Raw genomic sequence first — 14,357 nt, forward strand, 5'->3', positions numbered from 1 at the left:
CCCAGCGACCGACTCAAACTGAAATCAGACGAAGGCCCGCAGAACACCCACTGATAGCCCCAGCCTGGAGGAAGCGTCCAAGGCGTTGGGGTGCTCGATGGCGAAGGGCTACGACCTGGTTCGCCAAGGGAGGTTTCCGTGCCGTGTGCTCCGCGTCAGCCTCAGCACCCGCATCGTCACCGCCTCCCTGCTCCGCGTGCTCGACAGCGGCGAGCCCGAGTACAACGAGACGTCCAGCACAAGCCCTATTCCGTCTTACCCAGCCGTACGACGAAGCCCCGCCGGAATGATCACTGGAATCCGCCGACCAGCGGGGCTCCGCATCGCCTGTTCTGTCACTTGCCTGTCACGAACACCATCGAGGCACCGGGACCGCAGTGCCCTCACCTGCACAATCAGCACCACTTTGGACCACGTGGACCCCACAAGACGGTTCCGACTACCTGTGCCATGTGGTACCCAGGGAGGGACCCAGGATCAGGACGGGAGCCTCTTCTGGCCCGTCAAAGCGGTATTGCAGGGTGTTCGACGGTGTCTCACTCACGCCTCAGACCCTCTCACGTATCACGGACGCCCCTATAACAGGCCCGCTCCGAAGGTGCCTGTGCCCTCCGCAACGACAGCCAGCCGCCGTGGCCGGAAAGGGCTCGGCAACCACGACCTTCCCCAGCGGGGAGGCCACAGAGGCGGCATGGGCCTCGCCGTGCGTGTCCATGCCGAGAACGACCTCGCCCCGAACGGGCGGATCCGTGCTGGCGGGGTACGGGCCGCCTACGGCCTCGGCCTGGTCGTCACCGCCGCCGCCCTCCTGACCGCGTGGCGTGCCGTGCCCGAAGCCCCCGAAGGCCGTTTGGCCCACGTGGACGTGGCAGGCGCGGTCGTCCTGGCCGCCGCACTGCTCCTGGTGCTGTTCCTCGCCGGCGAACGGAATCCGTGGAGCCGGCACCTCGCCGTGGCGGCGGGCCTCGCCGTCGTCGCGGTGGTGCTGTTCTGCGTCTGGGCCGTCATCGAGCTGCGCAGCACGACGCCCCTGGTCGATGTGCGGGCGGTGCGGCATCCGGCGGTCGCCGGGGCGAACCTCGCCATGTTCGTCGGCGGGATCGGCATGTACCTCCTGCTCACGCTCGTCACCCGGTACGCGCAGACGCCGCACGCCGCACGGCGCAGGCTACGGCTTCGGGCTGACGACCTTCGTCGCCGGGCTGGTCCTCGTCCCGTTCTCGGTGCTGGGGTTCGTCGCCGGCAAGCTCACGCCGCGGGTACGGACACGCCTCGCCGACCCCCTGCTCCTGGCCGGCAGCGCCGTCGTGGTCGGCGGCGGGTTCGCCCTGTTCGCGGCGGCCCGGTCGGACCTGGCCGAACTGTTCGCGGCGATGGGCGTGCTCGGCTGCGGCGTCGGCGGCTTCTCGGCCGCGATGCCCGGCGTCATCCTGGCCGTCACCCCCAGGAGCGAGACGTCGAGCGCCATGAGCTTCAACTACGTCGTCCGCAGCGTCGGGTACTCCCTGGACAGCGCCATCGGCGGCCTGATCCTCGCCGCGGGCACCGGGCCCGGCCATCTCTTCCCCGACGACAGCGCCTACACCACCGCGGCGCTGGTCGGCATCGGCGCCATGGCGATCACGACGCTGACAGGCCTCGCTCTCGCCCGCCGACGGTCGTCCGAGACCAACCCGTAAGTTCAGATGCACTCATCCTCACACTGGAGGTTCCATGCCCAAGGGCTACTGGGTCAGCGTCTACCGCACCATTTCGGACCCCGAGAAGCTGGCTGCTTACAACAAGCTGGCTCCTGCGGCCGTCCAGGCCGGGGGAGGCCGGGTCCTCGTCCGTGGCGGTCGGATCGTGGCGCATGACGCCGGAATCGCCGAGCGCACCGTCCTGATCGAGTTCGACAGCTTCGAGCAGGCGGTCGCGGCGCGCGAGAGTGCGGCCTACCAGGAGGCGCTGGCCGCCCTCGCCGACGGCGTCGAGCGCGACTTCCGCATCGTCGAAGGCATCGACTGACCGAGGTCCAGTCGGATCCTCGCTGAAGCTCGGTGGGCTTGTCGGTCACTCACCAGCCGGGGAGGCGGGTCGTGACCTCCTGCAGTGCCCACCCGTTGCCGTCCACGTCGTGGAAGGCCGCGAACGAGCCGTAGCTGGTGCGCTTCGGATCCGGGCCGCTGACCCGTCCCTCGGGTGTGCCGCGATCGAGCACTGCGAACCGGGAGGCGTCAGGTGCACCACCCGGTAGCCGTCGTCGGTGGCGTAGTCGACGTCCGGCCGGAATCCGGCCCGCTCGTAGTAGGCCTTGGCCTGCAGACCGAGGGGTACGGACTCACGGACTCCCCCGCCGGACTCGCTGCCTGGATGTACGGCAAGTTCGCCGCCTGGACCTACAGCGGCGGTCATCCCGAACGGGTACTGACCAAGGACGAGATGCTCGACGACATCACGCTCTACTGGGTCACGAACACCGCTGTCTCCTCCTCGCGTCTCCCGGTCCCTTCAGCCCGCGCTCACCGCGCCGCCTGCCCCACCAGCACCGCTGCCTGTGGCTTCGGATCGGGCAGCGCGGCGCCGGGGCGGGGCGTTCAGTAGCGGGCTCCGACGGGGGCCGGGATGGCGTCGAGGTCCGCGAGGTCGGCCGCGGACAGCCGGATGTCGGCGCCGCCGACGTTGTCGGCGAGGTACCCGGGGGTCTTGGTACCGGGGATGGGCACCACGTGCTCGCCCTGGGCGACGAGCCAGGCGAGGGCCACCTGCGCCGGGGTGGCGCCGACACGGTCGGCCACTTCGCGGACCTGGGCCGCGATGTCGAGGTTGGCGCGCAGGTTGTCCTGCTGGAAGCGGGGCAGGCGGCGACGCTGGTCGTTCTCCGGGAGTTCGTCGAAGGAGGAGAAGCGGCCGAGGAGGAAGCCGCGGCCGAGCGGGGAGTAGGGCAGCAGGCCGATGCCGTGCTCCTGGCAGTAGGGCAGGACCTCGGCCTGGACGTCGCGGGTCCAGAGGGAGAACTCGGACTGCACGGTGGTGACCGGGTGGACGGCCTGGGCGCGCTGGATCTGCTGGACGCTGACTTCGGACAGGCCGATGTGGCGGGCCTTGCCGGCGGCGACGGCCTCGGCGAGGGCACCCCAGGTCTCTTCGAGGGGGACCTCGGGGTCGACGCGGTGGAGCTGGTAGAGGTCGATGTGGTCGGTGCCCAGGCGGCGCAGGCTGGCGTCGACGGCGGCGCGGATGTGTTCGGGCCGGCCGTTCGGCCTGACCAGCGGGGCGCCGCCGGGGCCACCGGTGGGGTCGAGGCACTCCATGCCGGCCTTGGTGGCGATCACCGCACGGTCGCGGTGGCCGGCCAGGGCCCGGCCGACGAGTTCCTCGTTGGTGTAGGGGCCGTAGACGTCGGCGGTGTCGATCAGGGTGACGCCCAGGTCCAGGGCCTGGTGGATGACGGAGACCGAGGTGGCCTCGTCACGGGCGGTGGCCATGTCGTAGGCGAAGGTCATTCCCATCGCGCCCAGGCCGATGACGCCGACCTGCGGTCCGTGGGTGCCCAGAGTGGTGGTGCGCATGCTGTGTTCTGCCTTCGTACCGGAACGGAAGGCTGCCGGATCGCAGCCCGTGGGCGGAGAACCGCTGGATCGACGGTCCCCGGCGGCTCGTCCACTGTCGCGTTCCCGGGGATCCCGTGGCAGGCCGGACGGTGCAGGGGAGCGGCGTTCCAGGGAGCGGTACGGCCCCCCACGGCACCCTCGTCCCGGTCACCGGGCTGCGACACTGTCCTCATGAGCTCTGACCAGCACAGTAACGACCTGGCGGGGTTCCTGCGCGCCCGCCGTACCCAGATCGCCCCGGACCAGGTGGGCCTCCCGGCCGGCCCGGGACTGCGCCGTACCCCGGGACTGCGCCGGGAAGAACTGGCCACCCTCGCCGGCGTCAGCATCGACTACTACACCCGGCTCGAACGCGGCAAGGAGACCCGGCCCAGCCCCGCGGTGGTCGACTCCCTCGCCCGCGCCCTGCGCCTGGAGCAGGACGAGCGCGAGCATCTGCGCCGGCTGGCCGACCGCGCCGCCCGCACCGCCCCCGAGCCCCCCACCGCGCCCAGCCGCACGGTACGGCCCGGGGTCAGGCTGCTGCTGGAGAACCTGCGGCCCGCCCCCGCCTACGTGCTCAGCCGCACCCTGGACATCCTCGCCACCAACCCCGGCGGCCTGCACCTGTACGCGGGCATCGACAGCTGGCCGGCCAGGCAGCGCAACCTCGCCCGCTACTACTTCCTGCACCCCGCCGCGCGCGACGTGTTCCCCGAGTGGGAGACCCGCATCCGCGGCTGCGTGGCCCGCCTGCGCGCACTGGCCGGCACCGACCCCGACGCTCCCGACCTCGCCCAGCTCGTCGGTGAACTCCTCCTGAAGAGCGAGGACTTCGCCCGCCTCTGGGAGCGCTACGACGTGCGCCCGCACCGCCCCGGCACCAAACACTTCCACCACCCCCAGGTCGGCGACCTCACCCTCGGCTACCAGACCATGCAACTCGAAGGCACCCCCGGTCACCGCCTCGTCGCCTACTTCGCCGAGCCCCGGACCCCCGACCACGACGCCATGCTCCTCCTCGACATGCTCGGCTCCCAGCACGCCCCCGAGTCCGTCGACCGCGCCGACATGCCGACCCCTGGCCATGGCCCGGAACCGGGACGGCACTGACGCGGGCCGCATGCCGTTCCCCGCCTGCCCACGCGGCACGGCGTCGCCCGCGCCGCGGTCCGGCAGCGGCCTGCGAGAGCGAAGCCCTCACGCCGCCGGGCGGTCCGCCCAGGCCTGGTCCAGCGCCCAGGTCAGCCGCCAGCCGCTCATCGGCCCGTACCTCAGCGGCGAACGCGTCCGGGTCGTCCAGCACCGCTCTCGCCTCCGCCTCGTCCAGGCCCGCTTCGACAGCGAGACCGATCCGGGTCTCCCGGTCGTGGACCGAACGCTCCTCCGCGACGTTCGCCTGGAAGGCGAGACCCATGAACTCGGCCTGCCGGCCACGGGTCTTGGCGCAGTGCACGAGCCGGTGCAGGTCGAAGGTGTTCCCGAGGACGCGTCCCCCGACACGGAATGCCCGACCCACTTCTCGGGCCAGGGCGGCGGCCTGCTCCTCCACCGGCTTCGGCGCCGACGGCTGACTTTCCCGACTTTCCCCGGGCCCACGACGACACCGCAGCAACGGCAAGAGGCAAGAGGAGTTCCCATGGCCGCGCCCACCACCCCCGAGTCACCGATCCCGGTGGATTTCTGGTTCGACCCCGTCTGCCCCTGGACCTGGCTGACGTCCCGCTGGCTCCTCGACGTCGCCGGCCGGCGCCCCTTGGAGGTGTCCTGGCACGTCATGAGCCTGTCCGTGCTGAACGAGAACCGGCTGGACGAACTGCCCGAGCGCATCCGCGTGCTGATGGGCGACGCCTGGGCGCCGGTGCGTGTCCTGACCGCTGCCCGTCTCCTGCACGGACCCGAGGCGCTGGAGCCGCTGTACACCGCCTTGGGGACCCGGTACCACCTGGAGCAGCAGCCGAAGAACCGGGCCACACTGGAAGCGGCTCTGCATGACGCGGGGCTGCCCACGGACCTGGCGGCGGCCGGCTGCACGGACCGTTACGACGAGGAGCTGCGCGCGTCGCACGCCCGCGGGATCACCCTGGTCGGCCAGGACGTCGGCAGCCCGATCATCGCCGTCCCGGGCACCGACCCGAGCGGCGATCCGGTCGCGTTCTTCGGGCCCGTCGTGAACCCCGCCCCCAAGGGCGAGGACGCCGCCCGGCTCTGGGACGGTGTGCTCGCCGTGGCCTCCGCGCCGAGCTTCTACGAGATCAAGCGCACCCGCACCGGCGGTCCCGACTTCCGGTGACGCGCGTGCCCTCCGGCTTCCGGTGACGGCGGAAGCCGCAGGACGGACGGGCGGCCGGCGTGCGGCGCCGCGGACGCGGGCCGGCTCCCACGCCGCCGGACGCACTTCTGACTACAACGTGATCAGTGATCAGTCATCAGTCCGATCCCGCGGGGATCCCGAACACCGGCGTGAGCCTCGCCCGTGCCAGACCGTGGGACACGAGCCGGAAGCCGAGCCAGGCGGGGCTGGCCGTCGTCGTCACGTCGTCGAGGGCGGGGACGCCGAGCGCGTGAACGACGAACATGTACCGGTGAGGCTCCTCCCCCGGTGCCGGGGCGGCGCCGAGGAACCCGCGCCGGCCGGCGTCGTTGGTCAGCGTCCTCGCCCCGGCGGGCAGGCTCGAACCGTCGGCGTCTCCCGCGCCGGCGGCAAGTCCGTTCACCGACGCGGGGATGTCGTAAGCCGCCCAGTGCCAGAAACCACTGACCGTCAGCGCATCCGGGTCGAAACACGTGACCGCGAAGCTCCTGGTCCCGGACGGATACCCGCTCCATTCCAGGTGCGGGGAGCGGTCCTCGCCGGGCCTGCCGAAGATGGCACTGCACTGCGCCACGTCCAGCGTCTTCCCGTCGGCGATGTCGTCGCTGCGCAGCGTGAACGCGGGCACCGGGGGCAACGCGTCGTAGGGATCGACAGAGTGAGGCATGCTCGTCTCCGTCCTTCCGCCCGTGCGAGGTCACACCGTCCTGTGACCGGCGTGTCCGGGAGCGCGGACCTCGGCCCGGGAACCGGTCGCAACGCACTACAGCCTAGGCACGGCTCCAGCTAGGCGCACGCGGATGGGTGTCTCCCCATGCCCTCCCGGCGATCCGGCCGGGCACCGCTCCCACCCCGCTGCTCCCCCGGCGGCCGAGCCCGCCCACCTGCCAGGGTCTGCCGGACGGATCAAGTCGCAGGCAGGCAGCGGCGACTGTCGGCGGCGCGAGTCGACGCGGTGGGCGACGGCGACACGTCGCCGCGGGCCACGGCAGCGAGGAGCGGCCGCACCGCGGGTGCCAGAGCGTCCAGGACGTCCGGCTCCCACGCCGGATCGATGGGCATCACGACGGTCGGCACCTTGAGCGTGGAGGCGACGAGCGGCGACCCGCGCAGTCGCAGTGCTCCGACACGATCATGTCCGGTTCCCACTCGCGCGCCTCGGCCAGAGCCTGGTCCACGGAGAGGTCGAGACGGGCTCCGGCGCAGAACTCTCCGACCGGTTCCGGCGACCGACCGGCCAGGATGTCGCTGCCGGAGCGCCGGGCCACCTCGGCGACCACGGCTTCCGTCGTCGGACCGGCGGCGATGAGCCGAAACCCGTCGGGCTCGACCGAACCCGCCAGGTGAGCGGAGGTGACCCGGCACGAACGCGGTCGGCCGTGCCGAGCAGGGGGAACCGGTCACCGGAGAGACGGCCGGGCGCGAGGACCGGGCCCCGGTCTCTTCCGGCCGGGCGGGACCGACGGAGCTCGCGCGCCGCCCTGACCGAGATGGCCGACCTCACCGACGGCGGCGGGAAGACCTGTCGGAGATGAGACGTGCGCCGCACCCCCGGAGGTTCGCTTCAGACCTCGGCGGCCGCCTCCGCCTCGGCCGCGATCCGCTCGCGGCCGGGCACCGGTCCGGAACGCGGCACCGTGTGCGTCGTCGGCATGGTGTGCGGGAACCGGATGCGGAGCCCGAAGGCGGCCAGCGCCGCGGCCAGGACGATGCCGGCGGCCAGGAGCAGAGCCTGGTGGTAGCCGTGGTGCAGGAGCGGCGTCGCCGCCAGTGGGCCGAGGATCTGACCGCCCGAGTACCCGGCGGTCAGCAGGGCGACGGCACGCGGGAACCGCAGATGCGTCCCCGTCCCCAGGGCCAGGGTGCTCACTCCGATGAAGGTGGCGCCGAACAGCACCGCGGAGATCAGCGCGGGCGCCACTCCCCCGACCAGTGCGGGCAGGGCGATGCCCACGGCCTGGACGCCGAGCGCGGCCAGCAGCAGGTCCGGCCGGGACCAGCGGCGCCCCAGCCCGGCCCAGAGGGCGGCGGAGGGGACGGCCGCGAGCCCGACCAGCACCCACGCGCCGCTGCCGATCCAGCCGGGCGAGGTCTGGTTGATGGCCGCGACGAGGAAGGTGCCGGCGATGATGTAGCCGATTCCCTCCAGCGTGTAGGACGCGAACAGGGCGCCGAACCAGCGGTGGGTCCGCGGCCCGCTCGACCCGGCCCGAGGTGCCGGCGCCGAGGGGACGGGCAGGGGAGTCGGCTCGGGACGCAGGCCCCAGGCGCCTAGGGTGAGTACCGCGGCCAGTGCCGCCGAGGCCCACCACGCGGTCTGCCAGTTGCCGACGGTGCGCAGCACGAGGACGAGCACGCCGGACAGCGCGATGCCCGCCCCGACTCCGCCGAAGGCCCAGCCGGGCAGGTGGGCCGGGTGCTCGCGCAGACGGCTGAGCAGGGAACTGGCGGCTGTCACGAAGATCATCGCGCTGAAGGCACCCGCGCCGAGGCGCAGGAGCAGCCAGCCGGTGGTGCTGTGCGTGAGGGGCATGCCGGCCAGCGTGGCGATCAGTGCCAGCAGCGAGCCGCGCAGTACCGCCGAGGAGCGCACCAGCCGGGGGACGAAGGTGCCGGCCAGGGCTCCGATCAGATAGCCCGCGTAGTTCGCGGTCGCCAGGTCCGCTCCGGCTCCGGCCGACAGTGCGGCCTGGGCGTGCATCAGCGGGAGGACGGGGGTGTAGACGAAGCGGCCGACGCCCATTCCCGTCGCCAGCGCTGCCGCGGCCCGCAGGACGTGGACCCACGGTGACCGCGGCACGCCTCTCGCGGCAGAGGACGTGTCTCGCGGGGGTACGGTGACCGGTTCACGGCCGGTGCCGGGAACCGTGGAGCCGATGTCTCGCCTGCTCGCCATGAGCCCAGGTTGCACACACCGGCCCGGGGAGATCCACGACGCGTTTCCTCGTTGCTGGGAACCCCGGCCTCCTACCGGCGACGGCCGCCGCCGAGTGACCCGCACAAGATAGTCGATCGGTCGTATACTTCGGGTATGGGACGCACGAGTGATGCCAGGAACAAGATCCTCACCGCCGCTCGGTCGCTGATCGAGGAGCGCGGCTACTCGGCTCTGGGCGTCGCTGAGATCTGCAAGACGGCCAGCGTGCCCAAGGGCAGTTTCTACTACTTCTTCGACTCCAAGGAAGCCCTCGCGCTCGCCGTGATCGACCAGCACTGGGCCGACGAGCGGCGCGAGTGGGAGGGCGCGCTGAACGGCGGCGCCGAACCCTTGCAGCGGCTGCGGCAGCTCTTCGAGTCCATGGAGACCCAGCAGCGGGCCGGCAAGGACGGCTGCGGATCGGTCCTCGGGTGCATGTTCGGGAATCTCTCCCTGGAGATGAGCAATCAGGCCGACGCCGTGCGCCGACGTCTGCAGGAGATCTTCGAGACCCAGGTGGAACTGGTAGCCGCGGTCGTCACCGAGGCCAGGCGGCGGGGCGACGTGACCGTGACCGACGCCCGCGCCGTCGCCCGGTCCATGGTCGCGCTGACCGAGGGCCAGGTGCTCTTCGCCAAGCTGCACAACGACCCCGCCCAGCTCGGCACGCTCTGGCCGAACTGCCGCACGCTGCTGGGCGTGCGGGAGCAGCAGGTTCCGACTCACGTCTGACCCGGCCGCCGCGGGGGCCGTGCGGTGCGGTGACCCCGCGGCGCCGCACCGTCGACGGCCGCCACGGGTCGGCTCGTCCGCTGCCGGGCGAGGACGGACCCGCCACGGTCGGCGCCGCCTTCGCCGACCCTGCCGCCCTCCGCCCTCCGCCCGCGAGCGCTTCGCGCGGACGGTCCGCGCCGCTCCCCGCAGGTGCGGGGTCAGTCGGAGCAGCGGATGCGGTGGCACAGCGCCGACAGCTCTCCGGAGGCCAGGCGCGGCATCACCTCGGGCAGTTCCTCGAAGGCGCTCACGGGCCGGGCGGTTCGTCGTCGTCCTCCTGAAGGATCGGGAAGGCAGGTGTTCGACACACGTGCCGGAGGGGGCGGCGCCTCTCCCTCGACATATTCGACATATGTGTCGGCAGCCGAAGTGACCTCATCCTCGCGATCACTCCGTCCGATGGCGGACACACCTTCATTCGTCACCTGTTTGACTGGTGACGAATACTCTGGAACTGTCATGGCACACTCGTTACGTATGCATGTATGACGGAGACTTCTCATGATCAACAGGCGTACCTTCAACAAGGCCGCGGGCATCGGCACCGGCGCGACCGCGGCCTCACTGGCCGGGTTCCGGGCGAACGCGGAGGCCGCACCCGATCACGCTCACCGGCAAGGCGGCACCCCCACGCCGACGGTGCCCGCCATGACCCCCGGCACGCACACCTCCTTCGCCCGGCTGAAGCAGGTCAAGGCCGGTGCGCTGGACGTCGGTTACGCCGAGGACGGACCCGGGCACGGCCCCGTCGTCATCTGCCTGCACGGCTGGCCCTACGACATCCACAGCTACGTCGACGTCGCCCCGCTGCTCGCCGCACAGGGCTATCGCGTCATCGTGCCGTACCTGCGCGGCCACGGCACGACGCGCTTCCTGTCCTCCCGCACCGTCCGCAACGCGCAGCAGTCGGCGTTCGCCCTGGACATCATCGCCCTGATGAACGCCCTCAAGATCGACAAGGCGCTGCTGGCCGGCTTCGACTGGGGCTCGCGCACCGCCGACATCATCGCGGCCCTGTGGCCCGAGCGCGTCAAGGCACTGGTGTCCGTGAGCGGTTACCTCATCACCGACGTCGAGGCACAGAAGAAGCCGCTGCCCCCCAAGGCCGAACACACCTGGTGGTACCAGTACTACTTCGCCACCGAGCGGGGCCGCCTCGCCATGGAGGACAGGACCGACCGGCACGACCTGGCCCGGCTCGTCTGGGACACCGTCTCCCCCACCTGGCACTTCGACGACGCCACCTTCGAGCGCACGGCCGCCGCGTTCGAGAACCCCGACTACGCGGCGATCGTGATCCACAACTACCGCTGGCGGCTGGGGCTCGCCGACGGCGAACGCCGCTACGACCGCTACGAGAAGCAGCTCGCCACCCGGCCCGTCATCGAGGTGCCGACCATCACCCTCGACCCCGAACGCGACCCGTTCACCGCACCCGGCAACGGGGCTTCCTACCGCGACCGGTTCACGGGTCCGTACGCCCATCGCACACTGACCGGCATCGGCCACGACCTGCCGCAGGAGGCACCCACCGCCTTCGCCCAGGCGGTCGTCGACGTGGGCCGTTTCTGAGACCGGGCACCCGCGCTCGTCCCGCGCAGGCGTCCGCACCGCCCGGCGTGCGCCGGGCCCGGGAGGCGCGACGAGGCTCGGGCCCCGCACATCATCGACGGACCGTGGACACACGCCGGACCTCCGGGCGGTCGGCGCGTCAGGCGCCGTCCGGGTCGTCGGCAGCGGCGGACGCGCTGTCGGCCGGCAGCCACCGGGAGTGGTGCCGCGCGGCCCAGGCCCTGCTCACGTGCCCCGTACGCATCCTGCACCGGGCCTCGGGATACCGGTAGGCCATGCACAGGTGCCCGATCACGACGCGCACATGCGCACATGCGCACATGCGGTGCCGTCGGGCAACGGCCGGGACACTCAAATCGCCACCGGCTTACGGGGGTGCTGGCAGCGGCACAGCTTCGCGAAAGGCGTCAACGGCGCACTCCGACGGCCGGACGGGGGCAGAACGCGGGCGGTCCGGCCACGCCGGGCCGCACATGAGCCGCGGCGCTTGCCCATGCCGAGAATCACCTGTCAAAATGGTGACGTGAATGACGCGCATGCTTTCGTCTGCGGCAGCCCGGCCCTCGACTTCGCCGCGACCTTGCGCGCCCGGCGCACGGTGAGCTTCGAGATGTTCGGCACACCGGACCGGCTGGACGCCTGGTTCGTCGAGTCCGGGCTCGTCGACACGATCGCGCCCGCCGACGAGGCCGACGTCGAAGAGGCCAAGGAGGTGCGGGAGGCGATCTACGCACTGGTGACGGCACGCCGGCTCGGGCAGGAGTACGACGAGGAGGCGCTGAGCCGGCTGAACGGGGCCGCGCGCAGGCCCGCGGCGACACCGCAGCTCACCCGGACCGGACGCCGGACCGAGGCGAACGCCGAACAGGCCCTGTCCACCGTCGCCCGGCAGGCCGTGGAGTTGCTCAGCGGTCCGGACATGCCCCTGCTGAAGGAGTGCGGCAACCCCGAGTGCACCCGCATCTACATCGACCGCTCCCGAGGGATGCGCCGTCAGTGGTGCGGCATGGAGTCCTGCGGCAACAAGTTCAAGGCCGCCGCCTACCGCGCCCGCAAGAAGACCGCGCCCCAGGCCGACGCCGGCTGACCGTCGGCAGCACACGGAGGGGCCGACGCGACCGACTCGCCGGCCTGGTCGACGGCTACCGCAGGCTCGGCCACGCCGTGGTCGCCACCTCGCGTGCACCACTCGGGCGGCTTGCGCCGCTCCTGTCACAACCCCAGGTCCGACGCCAGGCAGGAGAAGTGGTTCCAGGAGCCCTCGGGGTTGTAGGAGATGATCTCCGCACCGCTCGGCACGGCTTTCCTCTCTTCGACCATTTCATGGAACTGGACGCGCTCCGGCAGCTTGCCGAACCTGGCGAGCCGTGCCGCCGCTGCCATGTCTGTCGCAGACTCGTTGGCCACGGTGACCTCCCTCTTGTCGCACCGAACCACTTCAGCCGGTTCGGTGACCACAAGGCTGCACCCAGATTCGTCACCAGTCAAGGCGGTGACGAAGGTGGTCACGTCACAGTTTGCCTGGGTGTCCGGGACCCCGAAGCTGGTTCCGTCCGCGAAATTCGTGTCCCAGCGGTACAGCAGGTGATCGAAGGTGACGTGATACCTCCCGACTCGGTAATCGGTGATCACCGGGGTCCGGGAGATCAGCGAGTTCAGTTCCGCGTGCCCTCGTACCGATGCGGCCGGGTCGGCGAAACTCACATCGTTCGAGGAAGGCGTACAACTCCGCGATGGAACCGTCCGGGGCGAAGCGGGCGACTGCCGTTCCGGAGCGCGACCCGGCCCGGCCACCGGCGCTGGTGCAGGTCTGCGACCATTCGGCCGTGACACCTTCCTCGCCGTGGGACGTCATGTTCCAGGTGAGGGCGGAGGTCGCCCAGTCGGACAGCAGCTCCTGGAGCGAGTCCGGGCCGTCCTTGAAGTTGAACAGGTCGAAATAGCCACTGATCCGTACAGCCATCAATTCCCCTGCGACTTTCCACGTGTCACCGGCGCACCGCCCCCGAGGACGGTCCGGCTGCCGTCCTTCTCCAACGGCGCCCCTACCGACCGCCGCGCAAGCCACGCGCTTCCGACGGCTCGTCACTCGTGCGGCCTGCGTGAAGCGTTGTCATGACGAGCGACCGAGCTCCTACGACCTCTTACCTCGCTTGTGGGAGCCGGAGCCTCGCACATGTTTCGAGACGATGTAGGTCTTCTACATATTTGATTCAGAGGTTGGTGGTTTTCTTCATCGTTGCGAGGGTGCAGCGTGGGACGCATGCCCGTTGCCCGCCGCACCGATGCGGTACTTCTCCTGGTCGCCCTGGTCTGGGGATCCAGCTATCTCTCGGCCAAGACCGCCACCGTCGCGCTGCCTGTCACGGCGGTGCTGTTCGTCCGGTACGCGATCTCCGCGCTCGCCTGCTGCGTCCTGGTCGCCTCCCGCCGCCGTACGCGCCGCTGGAAGCGCGCAGAGGTGCGCGTCGGTTCGCTGCTCGGAGTCACCCAGGCGGCCGTGCTCACGCTGGAGACCTACGGGGTGGCGCACACCAGCGCCGCGAACGCCGGGCTGATCATCAGTCTGACCATTGTGCTGACGCCGATGCTGGACCGGACCGGCAGTCGCAGGCTGCCCTGGACGTTCTTCCTCGCCGCCGGTCTCTGTGTCCTGGCCGTCGGGCTGCTCACCTCCAGCACCGGGCTGCACACACCTCGCCTGGGAGATGCGCTGGTGCTTGCCGCCGCGGTCGTCCGGGCCGGCCACGTCGCGCTCGTCGGACGGCTCACGGCCGGCCGGTCCGTGGACCCGCTCCACCTCACGACCGTCCAGACCGTCGTCGGCTCGGCGCTGTTCTCGGCGCCGGCCATCACCTTCCTGCCCGACCTGGCGCACAGCGACGCCGCCACCTGGGCGCAACTGATCTATCTGGCCCTGTTCTGCAGCGTCTTCGCCTTCCTCGCCCAGACCTGGGCGATACTGCGCACCTCCGCCAGCCGGGCCAGCCTTCTGCTGGGCACCGAACCGATCTGGGCGGTCGCCATCGGGATCACCGTCGGCGGAGAACGGCTCACTCTCTGGGCCGCCCTCGGCGCCATGCTCATGATCGTCGGAACCTACTGGGGACAGGCCGTCGAACGCACCCATCGCGACGCCCCGGCGAAATCCGCCGACGGCGCGGAGCGCGGGAACATGACACCCACCAGCGTCTGATCAGCTCGCGGG

13 protein-coding genes and 2 pseudogenes are annotated in these 14,357 nt (G+C 71.2%); 9 read left to right on the plus strand and 6 right to left on the minus strand.

The window, feature by feature from the left end:
• Positions 1-1,223: 1,223 nt before the first annotated feature.
• Both IEZ11_RS51565 and IEZ11_RS44915 read left to right on the plus strand, forming a co-directional pair.
• Positions 1,224-1,679, plus strand: a complete 456-nt coding sequence (locus IEZ11_RS51565) for an MFS transporter (protein WP_229713753.1) — start codon at positions 1,224-1,226, stop codon at positions 1,677-1,679.
• A gap of 34 nt (positions 1,680-1,713) precedes the next feature.
• Positions 1,714-2,007, plus strand: coding sequence for a DUF1330 domain-containing protein (locus tag IEZ11_RS44915; protein ID WP_189268852.1), 294 nt, complete (start codon positions 1,714-1,716; stop codon positions 2,005-2,007).
• 49 nt (positions 2,008-2,056) lie between these two features.
• On the opposite strand, the pseudogene IEZ11_RS44920 reads toward IEZ11_RS44915, so the two are convergent.
• Positions 2,057-2,304 (minus strand): annotated as a pseudogene (locus IEZ11_RS44920) (hypothetical protein).
• On the opposite strand from IEZ11_RS44920, the gene IEZ11_RS52665 reads away from it, so the two are divergent.
• The gene (locus tag IEZ11_RS52665) at positions 2,221-2,583 is read left to right on the plus strand and encodes a hypothetical protein (RefSeq protein ID WP_373295063.1); all 363 of its coding nucleotides are present in this window, start codon (positions 2,221-2,223) and stop codon (positions 2,581-2,583) included. The pseudogene IEZ11_RS44920 and the gene IEZ11_RS52665 sit on opposite strands and share 84 nt — an antisense overlap.
• On the opposite strand, the gene IEZ11_RS44930 is transcribed toward IEZ11_RS52665, so the two are convergent.
• Positions 2,577-3,551 carry an aldo/keto reductase gene (locus IEZ11_RS44930; protein ID WP_189268853.1) on the minus strand — a complete coding sequence of 325 codons (975 nt, stop codon included), beginning with the start codon at positions 3,549-3,551 and terminating at the stop codon, positions 2,577-2,579. The genes IEZ11_RS52665 and IEZ11_RS44930 overlap by 7 nt on opposite strands.
• 213 nt (positions 3,552-3,764) lie before the next feature.
• On the opposite strand from IEZ11_RS44930, the gene IEZ11_RS44935 reads away from it, so the two are divergent.
• Positions 3,765-4,685: a helix-turn-helix transcriptional regulator gene (locus tag IEZ11_RS44935; RefSeq protein WP_189268854.1), complete on the plus strand. Its 921-nt coding sequence runs from the start codon at positions 3,765-3,767 to the stop codon at positions 4,683-4,685.
• 133 nt (positions 4,686-4,818) lie between these two features.
• On the opposite strand, the pseudogene IEZ11_RS44940 reads toward IEZ11_RS44935, so the two are convergent.
• Positions 4,819-5,124, minus strand: a pseudogene (locus IEZ11_RS44940) (DsbA family protein); the annotation flags it as partial.
• Positions 5,125-5,211: 87 nt separating this feature from the next.
• Here IEZ11_RS44940 and IEZ11_RS44945 point away from each other — a divergent pair.
• Positions 5,212-5,865 (plus strand): mycothiol-dependent nitroreductase Rv2466c family protein, encoded by a 654-nt coding sequence (locus IEZ11_RS44945; protein WP_189268855.1) that lies wholly within the window; start codon positions 5,212-5,214, stop codon positions 5,863-5,865.
• A gap of 136 nt (positions 5,866-6,001) precedes the next feature.
• On the opposite strand, the gene IEZ11_RS44950 is transcribed toward IEZ11_RS44945, so the two are convergent.
• A complete protein-coding gene (locus IEZ11_RS44950) occupies positions 6,002-6,553 on the minus strand; it encodes a YbhB/YbcL family Raf kinase inhibitor-like protein (RefSeq protein WP_189268856.1) in 552 nt (183 codons plus the stop codon).
• Positions 6,554-7,450: 897 nt separating this feature from the next.
• A complete protein-coding gene (locus IEZ11_RS44955) occupies positions 7,451-8,629 on the minus strand; it encodes a YbfB/YjiJ family MFS transporter (RefSeq protein WP_189268911.1) in 1,179 nt (392 codons plus the stop codon).
• 288 nt (positions 8,630-8,917) lie between these two features.
• Between IEZ11_RS44955 and IEZ11_RS44960 the strand changes: the two genes are divergently transcribed.
• The 3 genes from IEZ11_RS44960 (at position 8,918) to IEZ11_RS44970 (ending at position 12,236) form a co-directional block, all read left to right on the plus strand.
• Positions 8,918-9,535, plus strand: a complete 618-nt coding sequence (locus IEZ11_RS44960) for a TetR/AcrR family transcriptional regulator (protein WP_189268857.1) — start codon at positions 8,918-8,920, stop codon at positions 9,533-9,535.
• A 543-nt stretch (positions 9,536-10,078) separates the two neighbouring features.
• A complete protein-coding gene (locus tag IEZ11_RS44965; RefSeq protein WP_189268858.1) occupies positions 10,079-11,149 on the plus strand; it encodes an alpha/beta fold hydrolase in 1,071 nt (356 codons plus the stop codon).
• Between the two features lie 523 nt (positions 11,150-11,672).
• Positions 11,673-12,236 carry a CGNR zinc finger domain-containing protein gene (locus tag IEZ11_RS44970; protein WP_189268859.1) on the plus strand — a complete coding sequence of 188 codons (564 nt, stop codon included), beginning with the start codon at positions 11,673-11,675 and terminating at the stop codon, positions 12,234-12,236.
• Between the two features lie 125 nt (positions 12,237-12,361).
• Here the strand turns inward: IEZ11_RS44970 and IEZ11_RS44975 are convergent, their stop codons facing one another.
• Positions 12,362-12,853 carry a hypothetical protein gene (locus IEZ11_RS44975; RefSeq protein WP_189268916.1) on the minus strand — a complete coding sequence of 164 codons (492 nt, stop codon included), beginning with the start codon at positions 12,851-12,853 and terminating at the stop codon, positions 12,362-12,364.
• A 559-nt stretch (positions 12,854-13,412) separates the two neighbouring features.
• Between IEZ11_RS44975 and IEZ11_RS44980 the strand changes: the two genes are divergently transcribed.
• Complete coding sequence (locus IEZ11_RS44980) at positions 13,413-14,345, plus strand: DMT family transporter (RefSeq protein WP_189268860.1); 933 nt, start codon at positions 13,413-13,415, stop codon at positions 14,343-14,345.
• Positions 14,346-14,357: the final 12 nt, after the last annotated feature.

Origin of the sequence: Streptomyces fuscichromogenes (assembly GCF_014645815.1) — a bacterium.
Classification (GTDB): Bacteria; Actinomycetota; Actinomycetes; order Streptomycetales; family Streptomycetaceae; genus Streptomyces; species Streptomyces fuscichromogenes.

Bases quoted from the DNA above. Each gene is read 5' to 3' on its own strand.
- IEZ11_RS44980 (WP_189268860.1), top strand. From the start codon at position 13,413: ATGCCCGTTGCCCGCCGCACCGATGCGGTACTTCTCCTGGTCGCCCTG.
- IEZ11_RS44965 (WP_189268858.1), top strand. From the start codon at position 10,079: ATGATCAACAGGCGTACCTTCAACAAGGCCGCGGGCATCGGCACCGGC.
- IEZ11_RS44955 (WP_189268911.1), bottom strand. From the start codon at position 8,629: ATGGGCGTCGGCCGCTTCGTCTACACCCCCGTCCTCCCGCTGATGCAC.
- IEZ11_RS44930 (WP_189268853.1), bottom strand. From the start codon at position 3,551: ATGCGCACCACCACTCTGGGCACCCACGGACCGCAGGTCGGCGTCATC.
- IEZ11_RS44950 (WP_189268856.1), bottom strand. From the start codon at position 6,553: ATGCCTCACTCTGTCGATCCCTACGACGCGTTGCCCCCGGTGCCCGCG.
- IEZ11_RS44960 (WP_189268857.1), top strand. From the start codon at position 8,918: ATGGGACGCACGAGTGATGCCAGGAACAAGATCCTCACCGCCGCTCGG.
- IEZ11_RS44945 (WP_189268855.1), top strand. From the start codon at position 5,212: ATGGCCGCGCCCACCACCCCCGAGTCACCGATCCCGGTGGATTTCTGG.
- IEZ11_RS44915 (WP_189268852.1), top strand. From the start codon at position 1,714: ATGCCCAAGGGCTACTGGGTCAGCGTCTACCGCACCATTTCGGACCCC.
- IEZ11_RS44935 (WP_189268854.1), top strand. From the start codon at position 3,765: ATGAGCTCTGACCAGCACAGTAACGACCTGGCGGGGTTCCTGCGCGCC.